Here is an 18,590-nt window from a genome sequence, read left to right on the forward strand (position 1 = left end):
AACGCATAATGACAGGACGAGGTGAAGGATAATGGTAAACCAATCAATCCATTTAACGGCTAAGGATATTCTTGAAAAAGAATTTAAGACGAGTTTAAAAGGGTATAATCAAGATGATGTTGATAAATTTTTAGATGCGATCATTCAAGACTATGAGAATTTTCAAGAAAAAGTGGAAAGGCTCGAGCAAGAAAATGCACAGTTGCGTCGGGAAATTAAGAAATTATCAGGAACTACTTCGACACGAACAAATCCTGCAGCTGGTAGCACGAATTATGATATTTTACAAAGGCTTTCGAATCTTGAAAAAAAGGTATTTGGGTCAAAGCTATACGAATAGGAGCGTTGGCTAGTGATTGAAGTGTATATTGACGGCGCAAGTGCTGGAAATCCAGGCCCGTCGGGTGCAGGAATATTTATTAATTTTAAAGACGGTACAGTTGAACGCCATGCGATTCCGCTTGGTATCATGAGTAATCATGAGGCAGAATATGAGGCGTTACTTCATGGTCTTTCTATTTGCTTAGAAAAAGGTATTGCTAAAGTTTCTTTTCGGACAGATTCAAAATTAATTGATGATGCCGTTGAGAAACGACATGTAAAGAAGGCTCAATATAAAGGGTTGCTTGAGCAAGCTATACTTAAAATTGACCAATTTGAGATGTTCTTTATCAAATGGATTCCAGGTAATCAAAATAAAAATGCAGACGAACTAGCGAGACTTGCCATTCGAAAGAATGTGGAGTCCCAGTAATTGTCACTTGTATAAAGAACTAAATCATTATACAATGTTAAATGTCGCAATGACAAACCAATAACGTTCAGATAATCGCTACGTATGTAGAGGAAAGTCCATGCTCGCACGGTCTGCGATGACCGTAGTGTTCGTGCCTAGCGAAGTCATAAGCTAGGGTAATCTGGTTTCGACTGGATTAACGGCGAAGTAAGCACCTAAGTCTTCGGATATGGTGTGATGCTTCTGAAAGTGCCACAGTGACGGAGTCCGCTTGGAAACAAGAGGAGTGGAACGAGGTAAACCCCACGAGCGAGAAACCCAAAATTTGGTAGGGGAACCTTCTCGAAGGAATTGAACGGAGAGAAGGACAGGAGAAATCTTGTAGATAGATGATTATCACCGGAGTACGAGGCTCATCACCGTTTGTAGTACGAAGGAACAGAACATGGCTTATCGAACGTTATGGAGATGAAAAACCAATCCCTTTTATAGGGATATTTTTTTTGTTCATTAACTAACTTGTTGTATAACTTCATTTGTCATTGTTCTCGTTTACCTCTATAATAGGAACAGATATTTTGAAGTGAGGGAGTTTGATTGATGGGAAAGGTAACATTAATAGCAACAGCTACAATGGGTCTAGAAGCGCTTGTAGCTAGAGAAGTAAAAGATTTGGGATATCAGGATGTTCAAGTTGAAAATGGACGTGTAACCTATACTGCGGATGAATCAGCGATTTGTCGCTCTAACTTATGGCTTAGAACAGCGGACCGTGTGAAATTAAAAGTTGGGGAATTTAAAGCTTTTACGTTTGATGAGCTTTTTGAAAAAACCAAAGCATTACCATGGGCTGATTTAATTCCAGAGAATGGCGAGTTTCCTGTCGTCGGAAAATCGGTAAAATCAAAACTGTTTTCTGTGAGTGATTGCCAGGCGATTGTTAAAAAGGCCGTTGTTGAAAGCATGAAAAAAAAGTATAAATCAAGTTGGTTCTCTGAAGATGGACCTTTGTACAGAATTGAAATTGCTTTACATAAAGATGTTGCCACTTTAACAATTGACACAAGTGGAACGGGTTTACATAAAAGAGGATATCGTTATTTACATAATCAAGCGCCTTTAAAAGAAACATTAGCTTCAGCTTTAATTATGTTAACAAACTGGAATGCAGACAAGCCTTTTATTGATCCTTTTTGTGGTTCAGGAACCATTCCAATTGAAGCCGCAATGATTGGACAAAACATAGCTCCTGGATTTAATCGTGAATTTGTTTCCGAAAAATGGGGTTGGATAGGCAAGGATAATTGGGATAACGCCAGAATGGAAGTGGAAGATGTCGCAAACTATGACCAACCACTTTCCATTTTTGGGACTGACATCGATCATCGGATGATTGAACTTGCAACAAACAATGCGATGGAAGCTGGTTTTGGTGATTTAATTAAGTTTAAGCAAATGCAGGTAACTGATCTAAGAACAAACCAAGATTATGGTGTCGTTGTAGGGAATCCACCATATGGTGAACGTCTTGGTGAGCGTGAAGAAGTAGAAGTAATGTACAAAGACATGGGAGCGTTGTTTAGGGAGGAACTGAAGACGTGGTCCGTGTACATTTTGACATCAAATGAAAATTTTGAAACACTATACGGAAAGCCTGCGTCTAAAAGACGGAAGTTGTATAACGGAAATTTGAAGACAGATTATTACCAATACTTTGGCCCAAGACCTAAAAGAAACAATGAAGAATAACTAAACACTGAATAATTTTATAAAAGGCAGGGACAAAAAGTAAAACTACTTTTAGTTCTTGCCTTTTTCATTGGTATGTAGCCAAGTTTTAACTTAAAATAAAATATAAATAATGCATGATTATACTCTTACATGGAAAACCTCTAAAAGTAAATTTTTATATAGAGGTGTTTTTCAATTATGAGTGTTACTGAATATTGGAATGAAATATATAAACAAACGGATGAGCTTAACAGGTTATTTTCATCCTATTGGCATGAACATTCCCACATGGGAACATGGCAATTTTGGGTAGCTTTATCATTTCTTGTGCTGCCGTTGATTCTGCTTATGTATACGATTGATAAGCGACGAATATTTGAGGTTTTTTTCTTTGGGTTTGTTGTGCATATGTTATGGACATATGCAAGTATACCCCTTGAACGTGGTGGACTCTTTACACATCTTTATTTTATAACACCTACCCTTCCTTTTGCTTTAAATATGACCGCATCCGCGTTGCCAATCGGCTTTTTACTAGTATATCAATATTGTACAAACCATCAAAAAAATTTTTATTTGTATACGGTTATGTTAAGTGCCATTTTTGCCTTTGGTTTTGCATCATTTGAAGATTTTTTGGGATTAGTTGAATTTAGAAAGGGAATGAACCAGTTCTATTTATTCATAATTGATATTGTAATTGCATTTGTTGCATATTGGTTTACCAAGTTTCTTCTCGGAGTAAAACGAAGTGTGGAGTGGAATTAACCATAAATAACGGGCTGACCTTTCGGGATTAAAGGTCAGCCCGTTATTCGATGTAAACCGTTTATTAGGAGGGTATGGTCAAATCATGTTAGTCGGTGGGGTGTTTGACCATTGAATATAACATGTGTACATCATGTCCATATTATGTGTAACTTTTTTATTTCTTTATTTTAAGAAAATAATTACTACTCTTTTATTTATAATTATTAACTTAGTGGAATATTAGTTTGAAAAATCGTGAAAAATAAAGATGTTAGTTGAAGAATGACGATGGAGGGACAGTAATGACAGATTATACAACGGGATATAATGATTTAAAACAAGTGGAGATGGCGATAAAGGCAGCACAGCGAATGGTAGGGCAAGCAACTATGAGCATGGATGATGACCAGCTTAAAGCCGCAACACAAGCTCTCCAACAAGCCAAAAACCAATTCCAACATGCAATCTCACATCAAACAGGTGTAGATCAACAATTTTTTGAAATTTCATCTGAACTAATTGAGCGTATTGATCATCAACTTGATGAAGCCAAAAAAAAATAAAACTAAATGCATATAAAAAGGCTTGGCTTACATAGCCGAGCCTTTAACATTGGTTTCACTCAGGATGGTCACTGTTTTTCCATTTTTCGTTTGTGAATGTCATAAGATTGATACTTGAGTTGTAATCAACTACCATGCCATCCATATACCAAAAATCATCTTCATTTACGAAAAATAGGATGTTTTCATGTGTCATTCGATAAGATGATGGCTGAGGTTCGTCCTTTTGAACACCTACCGAAAATCCACCTGACCCTACCCCTCCCACTCTTACAAATAATCGTAAGGCATCACCTGGTTGAAGTGAGATTTCGGTTTTATAAAAAGAAACAGCTTCTTGAGAAATCGTCATGTGCATGTGATATCCTCCATTCTATGTTCCTTACTATTGTACCAAAAAAATAAGATTTCCTTAAAAATAAAGGGTATTTATTAGTGATGTAGAAATATATTGTGCAGAAAGGGTGATGAATGATGTCTGAAACAATAGAACAGCAGTTTTTAAACTATGTCAAAAAAATAGAAAATATGAATGAAGCAATAGGGTTACTGTACTGGGATGCACGTACAGGTGCTCCAAAAAAAGGAGTGGATCAACGTTCTGAAGTTATCGGGACGTTATCAACAGATGTTTTTTTGATGTCGGTTTCTGACCAAATGAAAGCCTATTTGGACGAACTGTCACAAAAAGATGACCTTTCAGAAATCACACGAAAAACGGTTGAGGAATGCCAAAAAAACTATGACCGAAATAAGAAGATTCCTGAGAAGGAATATTCAGAGTATGTCATCTTACAATCGAAAGCTGAAGCTACTTGGGAGGATGCAAAAAACAATGCAGATTTTGCGAGCTTCCAGCCGTATTTGGAAAAAATTGTTGAGTTCCAACGGCGATTTGTTGAATATCGAGGTTATACTGGGAATAAATACAACACACTGCTAGATGATTACGAGCCAGGAATAACCGTAGATATTTTAGATGACGTGTTTGGAAAGCTTCGTGAAGAACTGATCCCCTTGGTAGAGGGAGTAACATCTTCAGAACATAAACCGAACACAGAGTTTTTATTTACACACTTTCCAAAAGAAAATCAAAAAGCATTTAGCCTAGATATACTAAATCAACTTCGATACGATTTTAACAAAGGAAGATTGGACGAGACCGTGCATCCTTTTGCGATTGGCTTGAATCCAAATGATGTTCGTGTCACTACAAAATATGATGAGTATGATTTCCGAACAGCTATTTTTGGGACGATTCATGAGTGCGGTCATGCACTATATGAACAAAATATTTCTGAAAAGTTAATAGGCACGCCTTTATGTGATGGGACGTCGATGGGGATTCATGAATCTCAGTCTCTTTTCTTTGAAAATATGGTGGGGAGACATCCGTCATTCTGGAATAAAAACTATGCCGTATTACAATCCCATGCTCCTAAGCAATTTGCGAATATATCGATTGAAGAGTTTTACAGAGCCATTAATGTCGCAGGACCTTCTTTGATCCGAATTGAAGCGGATGAAATGACGTATTGTTTACATATTATATTACGATATGAAATTGAAAAGGGCTTAATCAATGGCGAAATAGAGGTAAAAGATTTACCTCAAATCTGGAACGATAAAATGGAAGAATACTTAGGCGTAAGGCCAACTCATGACGGTGAAGGAGTACTACAGGACGTTCATTGGTCAGGTGGAGCATTTGGTTATTTCCCATCCTACGCATTAGGTTACATTTACGCTGCACAATTAAAACATGCGATGGATAAAGATATTCCAAACTTCGCGGAACTCCTTGAGGAAGGGAACCTTGAACCTGTGACAAACTGGCTCAAAACACATGTTCACCAACACGGCAAGCTAAAAGAGCCCGTAGATATCTTAAAAGACACAACAGGAGAAGGAATTAATCCTAGTTATTTAGTGACTTATCTAAGTAAAAAATATCGTGAATTATATCAATTTTAAATCAGAAGGCTAGGACAAAAGGTAAAAAACCTTTGGTCCTGGCTTCTCTTTATTACGCTGAATTCTTTATTGACGTATTCTCACGACTTGTATGTTTTATACCAAACAAAGGTTGTATCCAGTCGGATTTACGGATGAGAAAGTGGAAGATTATTAGAATAATTGAAAAGGATATTGTCATCAATAGCATTAATTTAGTAGGGATGGAGAGAGAAAGGTCCATTAGAAAATACCCTACAATGACAATTACCGGTTGATGCAAGATATAAAATGGCATCGAAGCCTGACTTGCATATTTTAGTTTTTGATTTGAATAAAAGAAAAATTTATCCGCCACATAAAAAAGGACCAGAAACATACTCCAACAACTAAGCACTTTAACTATACTAAAAAGCAATGAGTGATACATGCCTGTCATAAATAGATATATATATAAAGAAGTAGAAATGATAGCCATGATTATATGTATTGAAATCGTGTTTTTAACAACATGTTTGAATGACTCCTTTGAAAATAAGTACATCCCGTATAGAAATATGGCAAGATAAAATAGAAGATCCCACCCTCCTAAATGAACGAGATTTGCTGTCGAATTAATAAGTATTAATGGTATAGGCAAGAAGAATAGATAAGTTGTTTTGAAAGGCTTGTTTATACGACCATTTTTTCTCATTAGTAAGAGTGGAACAATGAGGAGTGAAAAGATTAACAATACAAGCAAATACCATAAATGGAGGCCTACAAAAGCAAAGTTACCAGTTCCCCCTATTTCAAGATAAAGGCCATCAAAATATCGTGGGATAAAAGCTAAAAATGACCCGCTCAATTGAGAGGTTGTAATTCGTTCAATGTACACTTGAGGTGGTGACAAAATAAGGATACCAAAAACTAGGGGTATTCCTAATCGTATGACTCTTTCTTTTACGAAAGCTTGAGAAGTTCGCTTTTGTAGCGCATAATATACACTTATACCCGAAATTGCAAAGAAAGCAGGCATTAGCCATACACCCATAAATAATGAAATAAATAAAGCAAAAGAAGAATCTAGAAGATTGTTCTTTACGTGCCAAGGAAACGGATTAACGAACATTAAACAGTGATAAAGAAATACAGCTAAAGTTAACCAAACCCGTAACCAATCTAAATGAAATTGACGTTGAATAACTGAATTTTGCATAAGTACCACCCTTGTGCTTGGTATGATTTTCATCTTAAGTATAGTCTGATTCAAAAGGTAAAGATAGAGTGCCATTAATATTCTCTTTCCAACTGTTCTATTATCTCGTATGATGAAACGAAGGAGGAGAATAAGAATGAATACTCGTAAAGAAAAACATAAATCCAGTTCAAATAAAGCAACCAAAATTGTCGGATTCTTGATGACCTTAGCCATAATCTTAGGTGGGGCAGTCTTTTTCCTTTATCCTTTTCCATCGACTGAGCAAGTAAGTGGTTATATAGTGCAAGATCCATTAATTTATAACCAACAACTCTATGAAAATAGTATTTTCGTGAAGGATGAAACCCTTTATATTTCTCATGAATTCCTTCGTAATGAAATTGATTCGTCCTTACGCTTTGATGAAAAAAGCAAATCAATAATCATAACAACCAAAGACAAAGTGATTCAAATTCCTGAGGAAGAATTACAACTATTTGTTAATGAAGAACCTTTTGTCTTTGAGGTTCCAACGGTTGTCAATGAAAATGACCACCATTTTATTCACTTGTCATCTCTATCGACAGTGTATCCTTTAACGGTTGAAGTTGGTGAAGCGGGAGCTGTATTCCTGTATGAAAATGGTGACGTTATACGCGAAGCGCAAGTGGCAAATCATTTAACGATTCATGAGTCACGGCTGAGAACGGGACCAAGTCGTACAACTCCGTATACAGGTGAAGTGAATTTCCAAGATATTGTGTTGATTGAAAGAGAAGAGGAAGATTATTATTATGTTCGAAAAAAGAATGGGATAGCAGGGTATCTTCATAAAGATTTTCTTGAACCTACTTTTACAGAACGCACCATAGAAATCGACATTGATGATTCAAAAATGCCGGAACTAACCCTTTTTAATGAACCAATTAACCTTACCTGGGAAGCCGTTTATACAAAAACTCCTGATCCTGCTTCTTTACCAGAGCTTCCTGGAGTAAATGTCGTGTCACCTACATGGTTTAAACTAAAGAACGAAAAGGGGGATATATCAAACTTAGGGTCGACGGAATATGTTCAGTGGGCTCATGGTAAAGAGATTCAAGTATGGGCGCTGTTTTCTAACAATTTTGACCCAGATTTAACACATGAGGCATTACGGGATTTTGAAACTAGACAGTCCATGATAAGGCAGCTCGTAAACTATGCTCATATGTATAACTTAGACGGAATAAATGTCGATTTTGAAAATGTGTATTTAGAGGATGGAGAATTAGTTACCCAATTTATGCGGGAAGCGACTCCGTATTTTCACAGAGCAGGGCTTATTGTTTCGATGGATGTAACTTTCCTTTCAACGAGTGAAATGTGGTCCCTATTCTATGATCGTGTCGCATTGTCTGATATTGTCGATTACATGATAGTAATGGCTTATGACGAACATTGGGCAACATCTCCTTTTGCTGGAAGTGTAGCAAGCCTACCTTGGGTTGAACGGAATCTCGTTCTTCTATTAGATGAAATTCCACACGAAAAACTAATCCTAGGAATTCCTTTATATACGAGAATTTGGACGGAAGCAGAAACTAAGGGTGGGAACATTGAAGTTTCCTCAAAGGCACTTTCCATGAACCAAGTAATCGAATGGCAAGATGAATTCGAGGTTGATCAAGAATATGATGAAGAAAGCGGGCAACACTATTTGGAATATCACAATAAAGAAGATAAAGAAACGTATAAAATTTGGATAGAGGATTTACATTCTCTTGAACAACGTGTGGATATTATGAAAACCTATGAATTAGCTGGTATTGCTAGCTGGGCACGCAATTTCGGAAACGATGAGTCATGGGAGTATTTAGCCGAGATTTTAAAAAAGTAATCAGGCACATTTAGCACCATTCACCGATATACTGCAAAACAATACTCTTGGAGTGAATGACAGTATTTGTCGAATTTTTTAAATGTTATCAAAAAATTAAAGGAATTCATTCTGAACATGTGGAATGTATAGGAACAATGATTCGGTGAACAATGCTAAGGAAACGTTATTTTCAATTAGGGAGTGAATGAAATGGCTATTGTTAATCCATCAAGAGAAGAAATCAAAGACATTTTAAAACAAAGTAAACGTATTGCTGTCGTTGGTCTATCTGCAAATCCTGAGCGTACATCATATATGGTATCTGAAGCCATGCAACAGGCAGGATATGAAATCATCCCTGTTAATCCTACAGTGACCGAAGTGTTAGGTGTGAAATCCTACGCATCACTTAAGGACATTGAAGGAGAAGTTGATATTGTTAATGTGTTTAGACGAAGTGAGCATTTGCCAGAAGTAGCGAAAGAAGCAGTTGCAATTAAACCAAAGGTATTTTGGGCACAGCTTGGTCTAGAAAATGAAGAAGCGTATCAAATTCTCCAAGAAAATGGGATCATTTCGATTATGGATCGCTGTATTAAGGTAGAACATGCATTGACAAAATAATGTAATTTCGTCCTTAACATGGTTGTTTGTTAAGGGCTTTTTTGCAGAATAAGAATATATATATTTTGAGGATTAATCGAAGAAGAGCACTGGCTTCGCGCGCTACGCGTCAAACAAAAGAACCCCACTTTTGTTTGACTAAAAAAGAAGGTACCGGCTTCGCTCAGTGCTTCTAAGAAAAGACCGCTTTGCGGTTTTTCTTACTCAATTTTCAAAGAGAAAAAAACGGAACTTCTTAAAAAACGGTTGCTAAATCTTAATATATCGCTAAAATGTAAAAGAGTGAGACTAAAACGTATAGAGAAAAAATTATCAAAAATTAGATAATAATGTGAGGGAAAGGAGTCGCAAACTTGGCTACAAAACAAACGTTCGACTACAATGATGATGCGATTCAAGTGTTAGAAGGACTTGAGGCGGTTCGAAAGCGCCCGGGGATGTATATTGGATCAACGGATAGCCGCGGTTTACACCATTTAGTATATGAAATCGTAGATAATGCTGTGGATGAAGCTTTAGCTGGCCACGGCAATAATATATATGTGACATTACATAATGATAATAGTGTAAGTGTGACAGACGAAGGTCGTGGTATGCCTACGGGGATGCATAGAATGGGCAAACCTACACCAGAAGTGATTTTAACGGTTCTGCACGCTGGGGGAAAATTTGGGCAAGGTGGATACGCAACAAGTGGTGGATTGCATGGGGTTGGTGCATCTGTCGTAAATGCGTTATCTGAATGGTTAGAAGTTGAAATTAAACGTGATGGTAAAGTATATAAACAACGCTTTGAGCACGGGGGAAAACCTGCTACAACGTTGGAAGTTACGGGAACGACAAGAAAAACAGGAACAACCATTCGATTCAAACCGGATACAACTATTTTTAGTGCTACTGTGTTTAATTTTGAGACGTTATCAGAACGACTTAGAGAAGCAGCGTTCTTATTAAAAGGACTTGAAATTAAATTAATAGACAAACGAAAAGACAAAGAACAAGAAGAAGCCTACTGTTATGAAAGCGGTATCGAAGCCTTTGTCGACTATCTTAATGAGGATAAAGAGACGTTACATCCTGTTGTTTTCCTTAGCGGAGAGCAAAGCAAAATTGAAATTGAATTTGCGTTTCAATGGAACGATGGCTATACCGAAAATGTGTTATCCTTTGTTAACAACGTACGAACAAAAGACGGTGGAACACATGAGGCTGGCGCTAAATCAGCGATGACAAGAGCATTTAATGAATATGCACGTAAAGTAAAGCTACTTAAAGATAAAGATAAAAATTTGGACGGTTCAGATATTCGAGAAGGATTCACGGCGATTGTTTCAGTCCGTGTACCAGAAGAAAAGCTACAGTTTGAAGGGCAAACTAAAAGCAAACTAGGAAGTCCTGAAGCCCGTTCAGCGGTAGATGCTGTTGTCTCGGATAAACTTTCTTATTTCTTTGAAGAAAACCCAGATATGAGCATGATGCTCATTAAAAAGGCAGTCAAAGCGGCTCAAGCAAGAGAAGCTGCACGTAAAGCACGTGAAGAAGCAAGAAGCGGGAAAAAGAGCAAGCGAAAAGATGTTCTGTTAAGCGGAAAATTAACTCCAGCCCAATCAAAAAATGCAAGTCGTAATGAATTGTATCTTGTTGAGGGTGATTCTGCGGGTGGTTCTGCTAAACAAGGGCGTGACCGTAAATTCCAAGCTGTCCTGCCTTTGCGCGGAAAAGTCATTAACACGGAAAAAGCAAAAATTGATGATATCATGAAAAACGAAGAAATTCGGACGATCATTCATGCCATTGGTGCAGGTGTTGGAGCTGACTTCTCGATAGAGGATATTAACTATGACAAAGTCGTGATTATGACCGATGCGGATACTGATGGTGCTCATATCCAAGTGTTATTGCTTACATTCTTCTATCGCTACATGAAACCATTAATTGAAGCAGGAAAAGTATATATTGCTCTTCCTCCACTTTACAAAGTAAGCAGAGGCTCTGGGAAAAAAGAAGTGATTGAGTATGCATGGGATGAAAGAGGACTTGAAGGAGCTATTAAAAAAGTCGGAAAAGGCTATATGCTTCAACGGTATAAAGGTCTTGGAGAGATGAATGCCACACAATTATGGGAAACAACGATGGATCCTGAAACGCGGACGCTTATTCGTGTGAAAATTGATGATGTGGCTAGAGCGGAAAAACGTGTATCTACGCTAATGGGTGATAAAGTAGAGCCGCGCCGAAAATGGATCGAATCTCATGTTGAGTTTGGTCTAGATGAAGAAACAAATATTCTCGAGAACGAAAATCTTACAGTACCAGAGGAGGAGTAAGGTTGTCACAATCAGAACGTTACTTAGATCTTCCTTTAGAAGAAGTCATAGGTGACCGCTTTGGTCGCTATAGTAAATATATTATTCAAGAACGTGCATTACCTGATGCAAGAGACGGATTAAAGCCAGTTCAACGCCGTATTTTATATGCAATGTATAAAGACGGCAACACTGCAGACAAGCCTTTTCGTAAGTCTGCTAAAACAGTCGGTAATGTTATTGGTAATTATCACCCACACGGTGATTCATCTGTATATGATGCGATGATTCGCATGAGTCAGGATTGGAAAGTTCGTAATGTGTTAATCGAAATGCATGGGAACAATGGTTCGATTGATGGAGATCCCCCAGCAGCAATGCGTTATACAGAAGCTAGACTTGCTGCGATATCATCAGAACTTTTACGCGATATTGAAAAGGAAACAGTTGATTTTATTCCGAACTTTGATGATACATTAGAAGAACCGGTTGTATTACCTGCCATGTTCCCTAATCTATTAGTCAATGGTTCTACAGGGATTTCAGCTGGTTACGCAACTGATATTCCGCCTCATCACCTTGGGGAAGTTATTGATGCGGCAATTCTACAAATGGAAAATCCGGATTGTACATTATCGGACATTATGAAATTTGTGAAAGGTCCAGACTTTCCAACAGGCGGCATTGTTCAAGGGATCGAAGGCATCCGTCAAGCCTATGAAACAGGAAAAGGGAAAGTTGTTGTTCGTGCAAAAGCAGAGATTGAGGAAATAAAAGGCGGACGCCAACAAATCATCATTACTGAAATTCCGTACGAAATTGTTAAAGCCAATCTAGTGAAGAAAATGGATGAACTACGTTTTGACAAAAAAGTAGATGGGATCGCAGAAGTACGTGATGATACGGACCGTACCGGCTTACGTATCGTGGTCGAATTAAAAAAAGAAGCAGATGCGCAATCTATTTTAAATTTCTTATATAAAAATACGGACTTACAAATCACATATAACTTTAATATGGTCGCAATCTATAACCGTGCCCCACGTTTAGTTGGGATTAAAAAGTTACTGGATGCGTATGTTCAGCATCAAAAAGAAGTGGTCACAAAACGTACGGCGTACGAACTAAGAAAAGCAAAAGAACGTGCTCATATTGTTGAAGGTTTAATTAAAGCGATTTCTATTTTAGACCAAGTGATCGAAACGATCCGTGCTTCTAAAGATAAAAGAGATGCAAAAAACAACATTATTGAGAAATATGCGTTTACCGAAGTTCAAGCGGAAGCGATTGTCACTTTACAGCTTTACCGCTTAACAAATACTGATATTACAACACTTCAAGAAGAAGCAGATGAACTAACTAAAAGGATTGCTCGTTTAGAAGAAATATTAGGTAGTGAACAGCAACTCATCAAAGTCATAAAAACCGACTTATTAGAAGTGAAAAAACGTTTCGCTGACAAGCGTCGTTCAGTGATTGAAGATGAAATTGAAGAAATCAAAATTAACCTGGAAGTACTTGTTCCTTCAGAGGATGTCATCGTTACTGTAACAAAAGATGGGTATGTAAAACGAACAAGCATCCGTTCTTTTTCAGCTTCTAATGGTGAAGACCCAGGCATGAAGGAAGATGATTACTTAGTAGGTCAATTTGAAACAAATACAACGGATACGCTATTAGTCTATACAAACAAAGGAAACTACTTGCATCTTCCTGTGCACCAACTTCCGGATATACGCTGGAAAGATAATGGTCAGCATGTAGCAAATCTTGTGTCAATTGATCGTGATGATGAAGTACTTAAAGCGATAACCGTATCAGAGTTTAAGGAAGATGAATTCCTATTATTTATCACGAAACACGGGATGGTTAAACGCTCTCAGCTTTCGTTATACAAAGCACAACGATATTCAAAACCGTTGATGGCATTAAAACTCAAAGACAATGATGATGAAGTTGTCAATGTATTAGTCACAACCGGCAATGAAGAAATTATATTAGCAACAAACTTAGGATTAGGCTTATGGTTTAGTGAAGAAGAAATCAATATCGTTGGACAACGTGCAGCAGGGGTTAAAGGAATTAACTTGAAAGAAAATGATTATGTAATTAATGGTCACTCTTTTAGTTTAGATGATGACGATGTTTCATTCTTCCTTTTAACACAGCGTGGTGCTGCTAAGCGTATGTCGATTACTGAATTTGATAAATCAACTAGAGCAAAACGTGGACTTATTATGCTTCGTGAATTGAAAGCAAATCCACATCGCGTAATTGGATTCGAAAGAGTAACAACTCATACAGAATACAAGATTAAAACGAAAAAAGACAACGAAGTTACGGTAAAATTAAGTGATTTCAAGAAAACGGATAGATACAGCAACGGATCCTTTATCATTGATACAGGAAAAGACGATGATGTAAAGATGATTAGCCGAATTGTAAAGAAAGAAGAAGAGAATTAAATATTTCCAAAAGTACTAACACTAGAAGCGCAAACCAGAGCCCATGGTTTGTGCTTTTATTATTTATGTATTAAACAGAACTCTTTCGAATACGAATTAGGATGAGTGAGCGATAATATACGGCATATGAAGGCTTCTATAATTTTATTATGTTAACTAAATTTGATATTATTATAATTCCACTGTAAAAAGTGGAAGGTACAACAAGAATCTTCCTTTGAAAGATAGACTATTCTATGTTAAATTAATATATATCAGTTGGGATAACTCCAACATATATAAAGGTGGGAGAGACAGATGGAACTAGAAAAATTACAAGAGTTTTTCAATGACAAAGTAACTTCAGCCAAAACTCAATTTGAGAGAACAATAGACTGCAAGCATACTGAATTTGATAATCTATACCCTTATATGAGTGAGCAACCTCAATTTTTCTGGTATAAGCGCTATGTTGCATGGCAAGAACTTTTAACTGTCGTCACTCTTGCTGAAGAACTTGGACTTGAATGGAAAACTTCATTCCTTGAAAAACAAGTTGCTTACATTTCAGAAAAAGTGTTAGATGCTAAGGTGCTTGATAATTGGTATGAAGAAGTAGAAGCTGAATCAGAAGAACCATCAGAGAATACAAATTAAGTTGGTGCCTTTGCACCAGCTTTTTCTTTTTATATTTGATTTGTATGTTTGTTTATATTTGGAAAATGAAACATCTAAAGTACCGGTAATATAGAATGAATTTTTTGATTATTCTGTTTCTAGTCTAGATTTTTATCATATTCGTTGTTATATTGTAAAAAGGAAAGCGATTACATGAATGATGTTTTTGTTTTCACTCTCTTATAAAAAAAGGAGGGCCGTTTTTCATTAACAAATGTGCAAACGATTGCGCGAGTTTATATTTAATTTTAGGAGTGGATGTATTGAGTTTAAAAAAAGGTTATATCAGTCTGTTTATTGTTTTAGCGTTTCTTTTGGTTGTTTCTCCCGTTTTACCGCATGTAGTAGTTCAGGGATCTACTACATCAGAAAATAACCTAGTTGATCGTAGTTTTACTTGGGATAATGCTACAGTATACTTTGCGATAACTGACCGTTTTAATGATGGTAATCCTGATAACAATAATTCGTATGGAAGACCTCAGGTAGATGCTTGGGGGCAAAATATTGGTACCTTTCATGGGGGCGACCTTCAAGGAATGACCGATAAACTTAACGAGGGCTACTTTACTGATTTAGGGATAAATGCAATTTGGATTACTGCCCCTTATGAGCAAGTACATGGCTGGGTAGGCGGTGGTTCTGCCGGTGATTTTGCACACTATGCCTTCCATGGTTATTATGCGCTTGATTATACAATGATGGATCAAAATATGGGTACGGTAGAAGAGATGAGGGAGTTTGTGGATACGGCTCACTCAAAAGGAATTCGTGTTGTCCTAGATATTGTCATGAATCATCCTGGATATAATACTCTTGCTGATATGGAACAATATAATTTCGGTTACAAGAGTGTGAGTGCTTCGTGGACACCATCATCTGGTCAAACGTGGCATAGTCATCATGATTCTATTAATTACAACAATCAACAAGCATGGTCAAATTGGTGGGGCAATTGGATACGTGCAGATATTTCCGGTTACGAAAGTTGCGGAAATAATGAAAGGACAATGTGTTTAGCTGGGTTACCGGATTTTCGAACTAATGTAACAAATAACATTGGTTTACCACCGCTCTTACAAACGAAATGGCAACAAGAAACCAGTGGGTATGACGATTGGATTGTACCTGCAGCGAATCATTTAAGGCAAGATATAGGAAAGGCACCTGCAGATTATCTTGTTAACTGGTTATCCGCGTGGGTAGAAGAGTTTGGGATTGACGGTTTTCGTGTAGATACCGCAAAACATGTTGAAATGTACCGTTGGCAACAACTAAAAGATTCAGCAAATAACGCTTTACAAACGTGGCGTGAAAATAATCCTGATAAACCTGGTGCTAACTGGGATGATGATTTTTGGATGGTTGGTGAAGTTTGGGGTCACGGAGTGAATAAAAGCGATTACTTTAACAATGGGTTTGATTCAGTGATAAATTTCACTTTCCAAGGTGAAGGTTCAGCTGGACCTGCATATAATCTTGGTACGATGGAATCTACATTCAGTCACTATGCTGGAAGGATTAACTCAGACCCAGATTTTAATGTATTGAGTTATATCTCTCAGCATGATACTCGTTTATTCCCACGTGATAATTTAATTAATGGCGGAACCTACTTAATGCTTTTACCTGGTGGGATACAAATATTTTATGGCGATGAAACCGCACGTCCATTTGGACCAACAGGATCTGATTCTCATCAAGGTACTCGCTCTTCAATGAATTGGGACTCAATTAATGAAAATGTACTTGCTCATTGGAGAATTATGGGGCAATTTAGAAACAACCACATAGCGATTGGTGCTGGAGAACATAAACAAATATCAAGTAACAAAGGATATGCTTTTAGTAGAACATATAACAAGGCTGGTCAAGAGGATTCTGTTGTTGCAGTCATCAGTGCAAACGGTTCCACAATTGTAGATGTTTCCACTGTCTTCGCAAATGGTGAACAAGTACGTGATTTCTATACTGGCAATGTATCTGAAGTGCAAAATGGACAAGTCACATTTAATGCACATTCAAACGGTGTCATTTTAATTGAAAAAGCTGGTGAGATTCCAGCTACACCAAGCGTTTCTGCCACTCCTCCAGGTGGAACATTTAGTACAGATAGTATAGAAGTAACATTACAGTCAAACCATGTACACAATAGTTATTATTCTATTGATGGTCAAGAACCAATTTCCTATAAACATGGAGATACAATTACTATTGGAGATGGGTTAGAACATGGAGATACGATTAAGCTCCAATTATTTGGAGAGCATGAAAATGGAGTCACCGAAGCGGAATATACGTATAGAAAAACGGATGGATTAACGATACATTTTATGAAACCCGACAATTGGGGTCAACCTCAGCTATACTATTACAACACAAATCCAGAATCTGATGAAACCAATTGGAACACAGCACCTGATATGGTTGAAGCGGAAGATGGGTGGTATTCTTTTACGATTGACAACGTTGAAAGTGCTACTGTGATATTTAAAGATAGAAACGGGAACCAATTTCCGCAACAAAACCAGCCCGGTGTCGAAATAAAACAAGAGAGTTGGTATGACGGCCAATGGCATACCTCCAAACCAAGTTCACTCGAAATACCAGATGGGAATGAAGTGACAATTTATTATCAAGGCGTGACTAATCCTCATATTCATTACCGACCAAACGGTGGTTCTTGGACTGTGGCACCTGGAGAAAAGCTGTCAACCTCTGACTTTGCGGGATATTATGAAATTACACTTGATATTGGTGATGCAGATGGGTTAGTTGCTGCATTTAATAACGGAAGTAACCAATGGGATAATAACCAAGGTAGGGATTATACATTTGGGATTGGGACGTTTACAGTAGAAAATGGTCAAATACGCGAAGGTAAACCTTCATCAGGAAAGACAGCAACAATCTATTACCAAACCAATTGGAGTAATCCTCACATTCACTTTGCATTAAATGGCGGCCAGTGGACTGATGTTCCAGGAGTAAGAATGACTAATTCGTCTAATTACCCAGGATATCATGTGTATATAGTAAATCTTGAAAGTTCAAATGGATTATCAGCTGTATTTAACAATGGTAGTGGCCAGTGGGATAATAACCAAGGACAAAATTACTCATTTACAGAAGGAACATTCACACTAGCCAATGGTCAAATCAAACAAGGAACACCATAATAGTTATGACTTACAAGGATCATTTTATAATGATCCTTGTTTTCTATTAATCTATTCCTATTCAATGAGAAAGTCTGACTAATTACAGGAATACACATCATTATATATGCTATACTTTTACTATAGAAGAAGCGATGAGGAGGGAAGTAGAGATGAAGGGTAAATATACTAAATCGATTTTATTTATAGTGGTTAGTTTATTAAATTTATTTTCAGCGGTATTACTATATAATACAACTAATTCTTGGATAGCAAGTTTCTTATTTATTGTTTCGGGGATTTTATTTGCTTATGCAGCATACATGAATTATAAGTTTCAAAAAGCAAGAAAGTAAAGATAGAGAGTTTACATAATAAATTCCACAATCGTTTTTATCCTAGTGTGGTCTGATGAATTGAGGTAGAAAATAATGAATGACTATTTGAAGATTTATTTGGTATGTGTTATCGGAATTCCATTTATAATAACTGTAATATTACGTTTTTTTATAGCAGGAACACAAGATGTAAATGCATATAGTTTTATCATTTATTTTTTAGCTTTAATCTCTACACATTACATCGTGTCTAGATACCAGGACTCAT

At 37.0% G+C, this 18,590-nt stretch carries 15 protein-coding genes and 1 other RNA gene; 14 read left to right on the forward strand and 2 right to left on the reverse strand.

The window, feature by feature from the left end; all coding sequences use genetic code 11:
• Nucleotides 1–31: 31 nt before the first annotated feature.
• The 6 genes from gpsB to BK585_RS10905 all read left to right on the forward strand — a co-directional run bounded on the left by gpsB (nucleotide 32) and on the right by BK585_RS10905 (nucleotide 3,780).
• Nucleotides 32–340: a cell division regulator GpsB gene (gene gpsB, locus BK585_RS10880; RefSeq protein ID WP_078553475.1), complete on the forward strand. Its 309-nt coding sequence runs from the start codon at nucleotides 32–34 to the stop codon at nucleotides 338–340.
• Between the two features lie 12 nt (nucleotides 341–352).
• Nucleotides 353–754 (forward strand): reverse transcriptase-like protein, encoded by a 402-nt coding sequence (locus BK585_RS10885; protein ID WP_078553476.1) that lies wholly within the window; start codon nucleotides 353–355, stop codon nucleotides 752–754.
• 63 nt (nucleotides 755–817) lie between these two features.
• Nucleotides 818–1,194: RNase P RNA component class B (gene rnpB / locus BK585_RS10890), an RNA gene on the forward strand.
• Between the two features lie 142 nt (nucleotides 1,195–1,336).
• Complete coding sequence (locus BK585_RS10895; RefSeq protein WP_078553477.1) at nucleotides 1,337–2,485, forward strand: THUMP domain-containing class I SAM-dependent RNA methyltransferase; 1,149 nt, start codon at nucleotides 1,337–1,339, stop codon at nucleotides 2,483–2,485.
• A 180-nt stretch (nucleotides 2,486–2,665) separates the two neighbouring features.
• Nucleotides 2,666–3,235, forward strand: a complete 570-nt coding sequence (locus BK585_RS10900) for a hypothetical protein (protein ID WP_078553478.1) — start codon at nucleotides 2,666–2,668, stop codon at nucleotides 3,233–3,235.
• Nucleotides 3,236–3,519: 284 nt separating this feature from the next.
• Nucleotides 3,520–3,780 (forward strand): DUF2564 family protein, encoded by a 261-nt coding sequence (locus BK585_RS10905; RefSeq protein WP_078553479.1) that lies wholly within the window; start codon nucleotides 3,520–3,522, stop codon nucleotides 3,778–3,780.
• A gap of 55 nt (nucleotides 3,781–3,835) precedes the next feature.
• Here BK585_RS10905 and BK585_RS10910 read toward each other — a convergent pair whose 3' ends face one another.
• Nucleotides 3,836–4,138 carry an iron-sulfur cluster biosynthesis family protein gene (locus BK585_RS10910; RefSeq protein ID WP_078553480.1) on the reverse strand — a complete coding sequence of 101 codons (303 nt, stop codon included), beginning with the start codon at nucleotides 4,136–4,138 and terminating at the stop codon, nucleotides 3,836–3,838.
• 116 nt (nucleotides 4,139–4,254) lie between these two features.
• Between BK585_RS10910 and BK585_RS10915 the strand changes: the two genes are divergently transcribed.
• Complete coding sequence (locus BK585_RS10915) at nucleotides 4,255–5,754, forward strand: carboxypeptidase M32 (RefSeq protein WP_078553481.1); 1,500 nt, start codon at nucleotides 4,255–4,257, stop codon at nucleotides 5,752–5,754.
• Nucleotides 5,755–5,806: 52 nt separating this feature from the next.
• On the opposite strand, the gene BK585_RS10920 is transcribed toward BK585_RS10915, so the two are convergent.
• The gene (locus BK585_RS10920; RefSeq protein ID WP_078556754.1) at nucleotides 5,807–6,931 is read right to left on the reverse strand and encodes an acyltransferase family protein; all 1,125 of its coding nucleotides are present in this window, start codon (nucleotides 6,929–6,931) and stop codon (nucleotides 5,807–5,809) included.
• Between the two features lie 136 nt (nucleotides 6,932–7,067).
• Between BK585_RS10920 and BK585_RS10925 the strand changes: the two genes are divergently transcribed.
• The 7 genes from BK585_RS10925 (at nucleotide 7,068) to BK585_RS10955 (ending at nucleotide 18,340) form a co-directional block, all read left to right on the forward strand.
• On the forward strand, nucleotides 7,068–8,792 hold the full coding sequence (locus tag BK585_RS10925) for a glycosyl hydrolase family 18 protein (RefSeq protein WP_078553482.1): 1,725 nt from the start codon (nucleotides 7,068–7,070) through the stop codon (nucleotides 8,790–8,792).
• Between the two features lie 192 nt (nucleotides 8,793–8,984).
• Nucleotides 8,985–9,398: a CoA-binding protein gene (locus BK585_RS10930; protein ID WP_078553483.1), complete on the forward strand. Its 414-nt coding sequence runs from the start codon at nucleotides 8,985–8,987 to the stop codon at nucleotides 9,396–9,398.
• A gap of 353 nt (nucleotides 9,399–9,751) precedes the next feature.
• The gene (gene parE, locus BK585_RS10935) at nucleotides 9,752–11,725 is read left to right on the forward strand and encodes a DNA topoisomerase IV subunit B (RefSeq protein ID WP_078553484.1); all 1,974 of its coding nucleotides are present in this window, start codon (nucleotides 9,752–9,754) and stop codon (nucleotides 11,723–11,725) included.
• 2 nt (nucleotides 11,726–11,727) lie between these two features.
• Nucleotides 11,728–14,169 carry a DNA topoisomerase IV subunit A gene (gene parC, locus BK585_RS10940; protein ID WP_078553485.1) on the forward strand — a complete coding sequence of 814 codons (2,442 nt, stop codon included), beginning with the start codon at nucleotides 11,728–11,730 and terminating at the stop codon, nucleotides 14,167–14,169.
• Nucleotides 14,170–14,466: 297 nt separating this feature from the next.
• Nucleotides 14,467–14,805 (forward strand): hypothetical protein, encoded by a 339-nt coding sequence (locus BK585_RS10945; RefSeq protein ID WP_078553486.1) that lies wholly within the window; start codon nucleotides 14,467–14,469, stop codon nucleotides 14,803–14,805.
• A gap of 284 nt (nucleotides 14,806–15,089) precedes the next feature.
• Nucleotides 15,090–18,005 (forward strand): carbohydrate binding domain-containing protein, encoded by a 2,916-nt coding sequence (locus BK585_RS10950; protein WP_419095539.1) that lies wholly within the window; start codon nucleotides 15,090–15,092, stop codon nucleotides 18,003–18,005.
• Between the two features lie 152 nt (nucleotides 18,006–18,157).
• Nucleotides 18,158–18,340 carry a hypothetical protein gene (locus BK585_RS10955; protein ID WP_078553487.1) on the forward strand — a complete coding sequence of 61 codons (183 nt, stop codon included), beginning with the start codon at nucleotides 18,158–18,160 and terminating at the stop codon, nucleotides 18,338–18,340.
• The last annotated feature ends 250 nt before the right edge of the window (nucleotides 18,341–18,590 follow it).

It is taken from the genome of Bacillus alkalicellulosilyticus (assembly GCF_002019795.1).
Taxonomy (GTDB): domain Bacteria; phylum Bacillota; class Bacilli; order Bacillales; family Bacillaceae_F; genus Bacillus_AO; species Bacillus_AO alkalicellulosilyticum.

Excerpts from the sequence above, each read along its gene's own strand:
- BK585_RS10900 (WP_078553478.1), top strand. The coding sequence starts at position 2,666 with ATGAGTGTTACTGAATATTGGAATGAAATATATAAACAAACGGATGAG.
- gpsB (WP_078553475.1), top strand. The coding sequence starts at position 32 with ATGGTAAACCAATCAATCCATTTAACGGCTAAGGATATTCTTGAAAAA.
- BK585_RS10955 (WP_078553487.1), top strand. The coding sequence starts at position 18,158 with ATGAAGGGTAAATATACTAAATCGATTTTATTTATAGTGGTTAGTTTA.
- BK585_RS10930 (WP_078553483.1), top strand. The coding sequence starts at position 8,985 with ATGGCTATTGTTAATCCATCAAGAGAAGAAATCAAAGACATTTTAAAA.
- BK585_RS10905 (WP_078553479.1), top strand. The coding sequence starts at position 3,520 with ATGACAGATTATACAACGGGATATAATGATTTAAAACAAGTGGAGATG.
- BK585_RS10925 (WP_078553482.1), top strand. The coding sequence starts at position 7,068 with ATGAATACTCGTAAAGAAAAACATAAATCCAGTTCAAATAAAGCAACC.
- BK585_RS10945 (WP_078553486.1), top strand. The coding sequence starts at position 14,467 with ATGGAACTAGAAAAATTACAAGAGTTTTTCAATGACAAAGTAACTTCA.
- BK585_RS10915 (WP_078553481.1), top strand. The coding sequence starts at position 4,255 with ATGTCTGAAACAATAGAACAGCAGTTTTTAAACTATGTCAAAAAAATA.
- BK585_RS10920 (WP_078556754.1), bottom strand. The coding sequence starts at position 6,931 with ATGCAAAATTCAGTTATTCAACGTCAATTTCATTTAGATTGGTTACGG.
- BK585_RS10910 (WP_078553480.1), bottom strand. The coding sequence starts at position 4,138 with ATGCACATGACGATTTCTCAAGAAGCTGTTTCTTTTTATAAAACCGAA.
- BK585_RS10895 (WP_078553477.1), top strand. The coding sequence starts at position 1,337 with ATGGGAAAGGTAACATTAATAGCAACAGCTACAATGGGTCTAGAAGCG.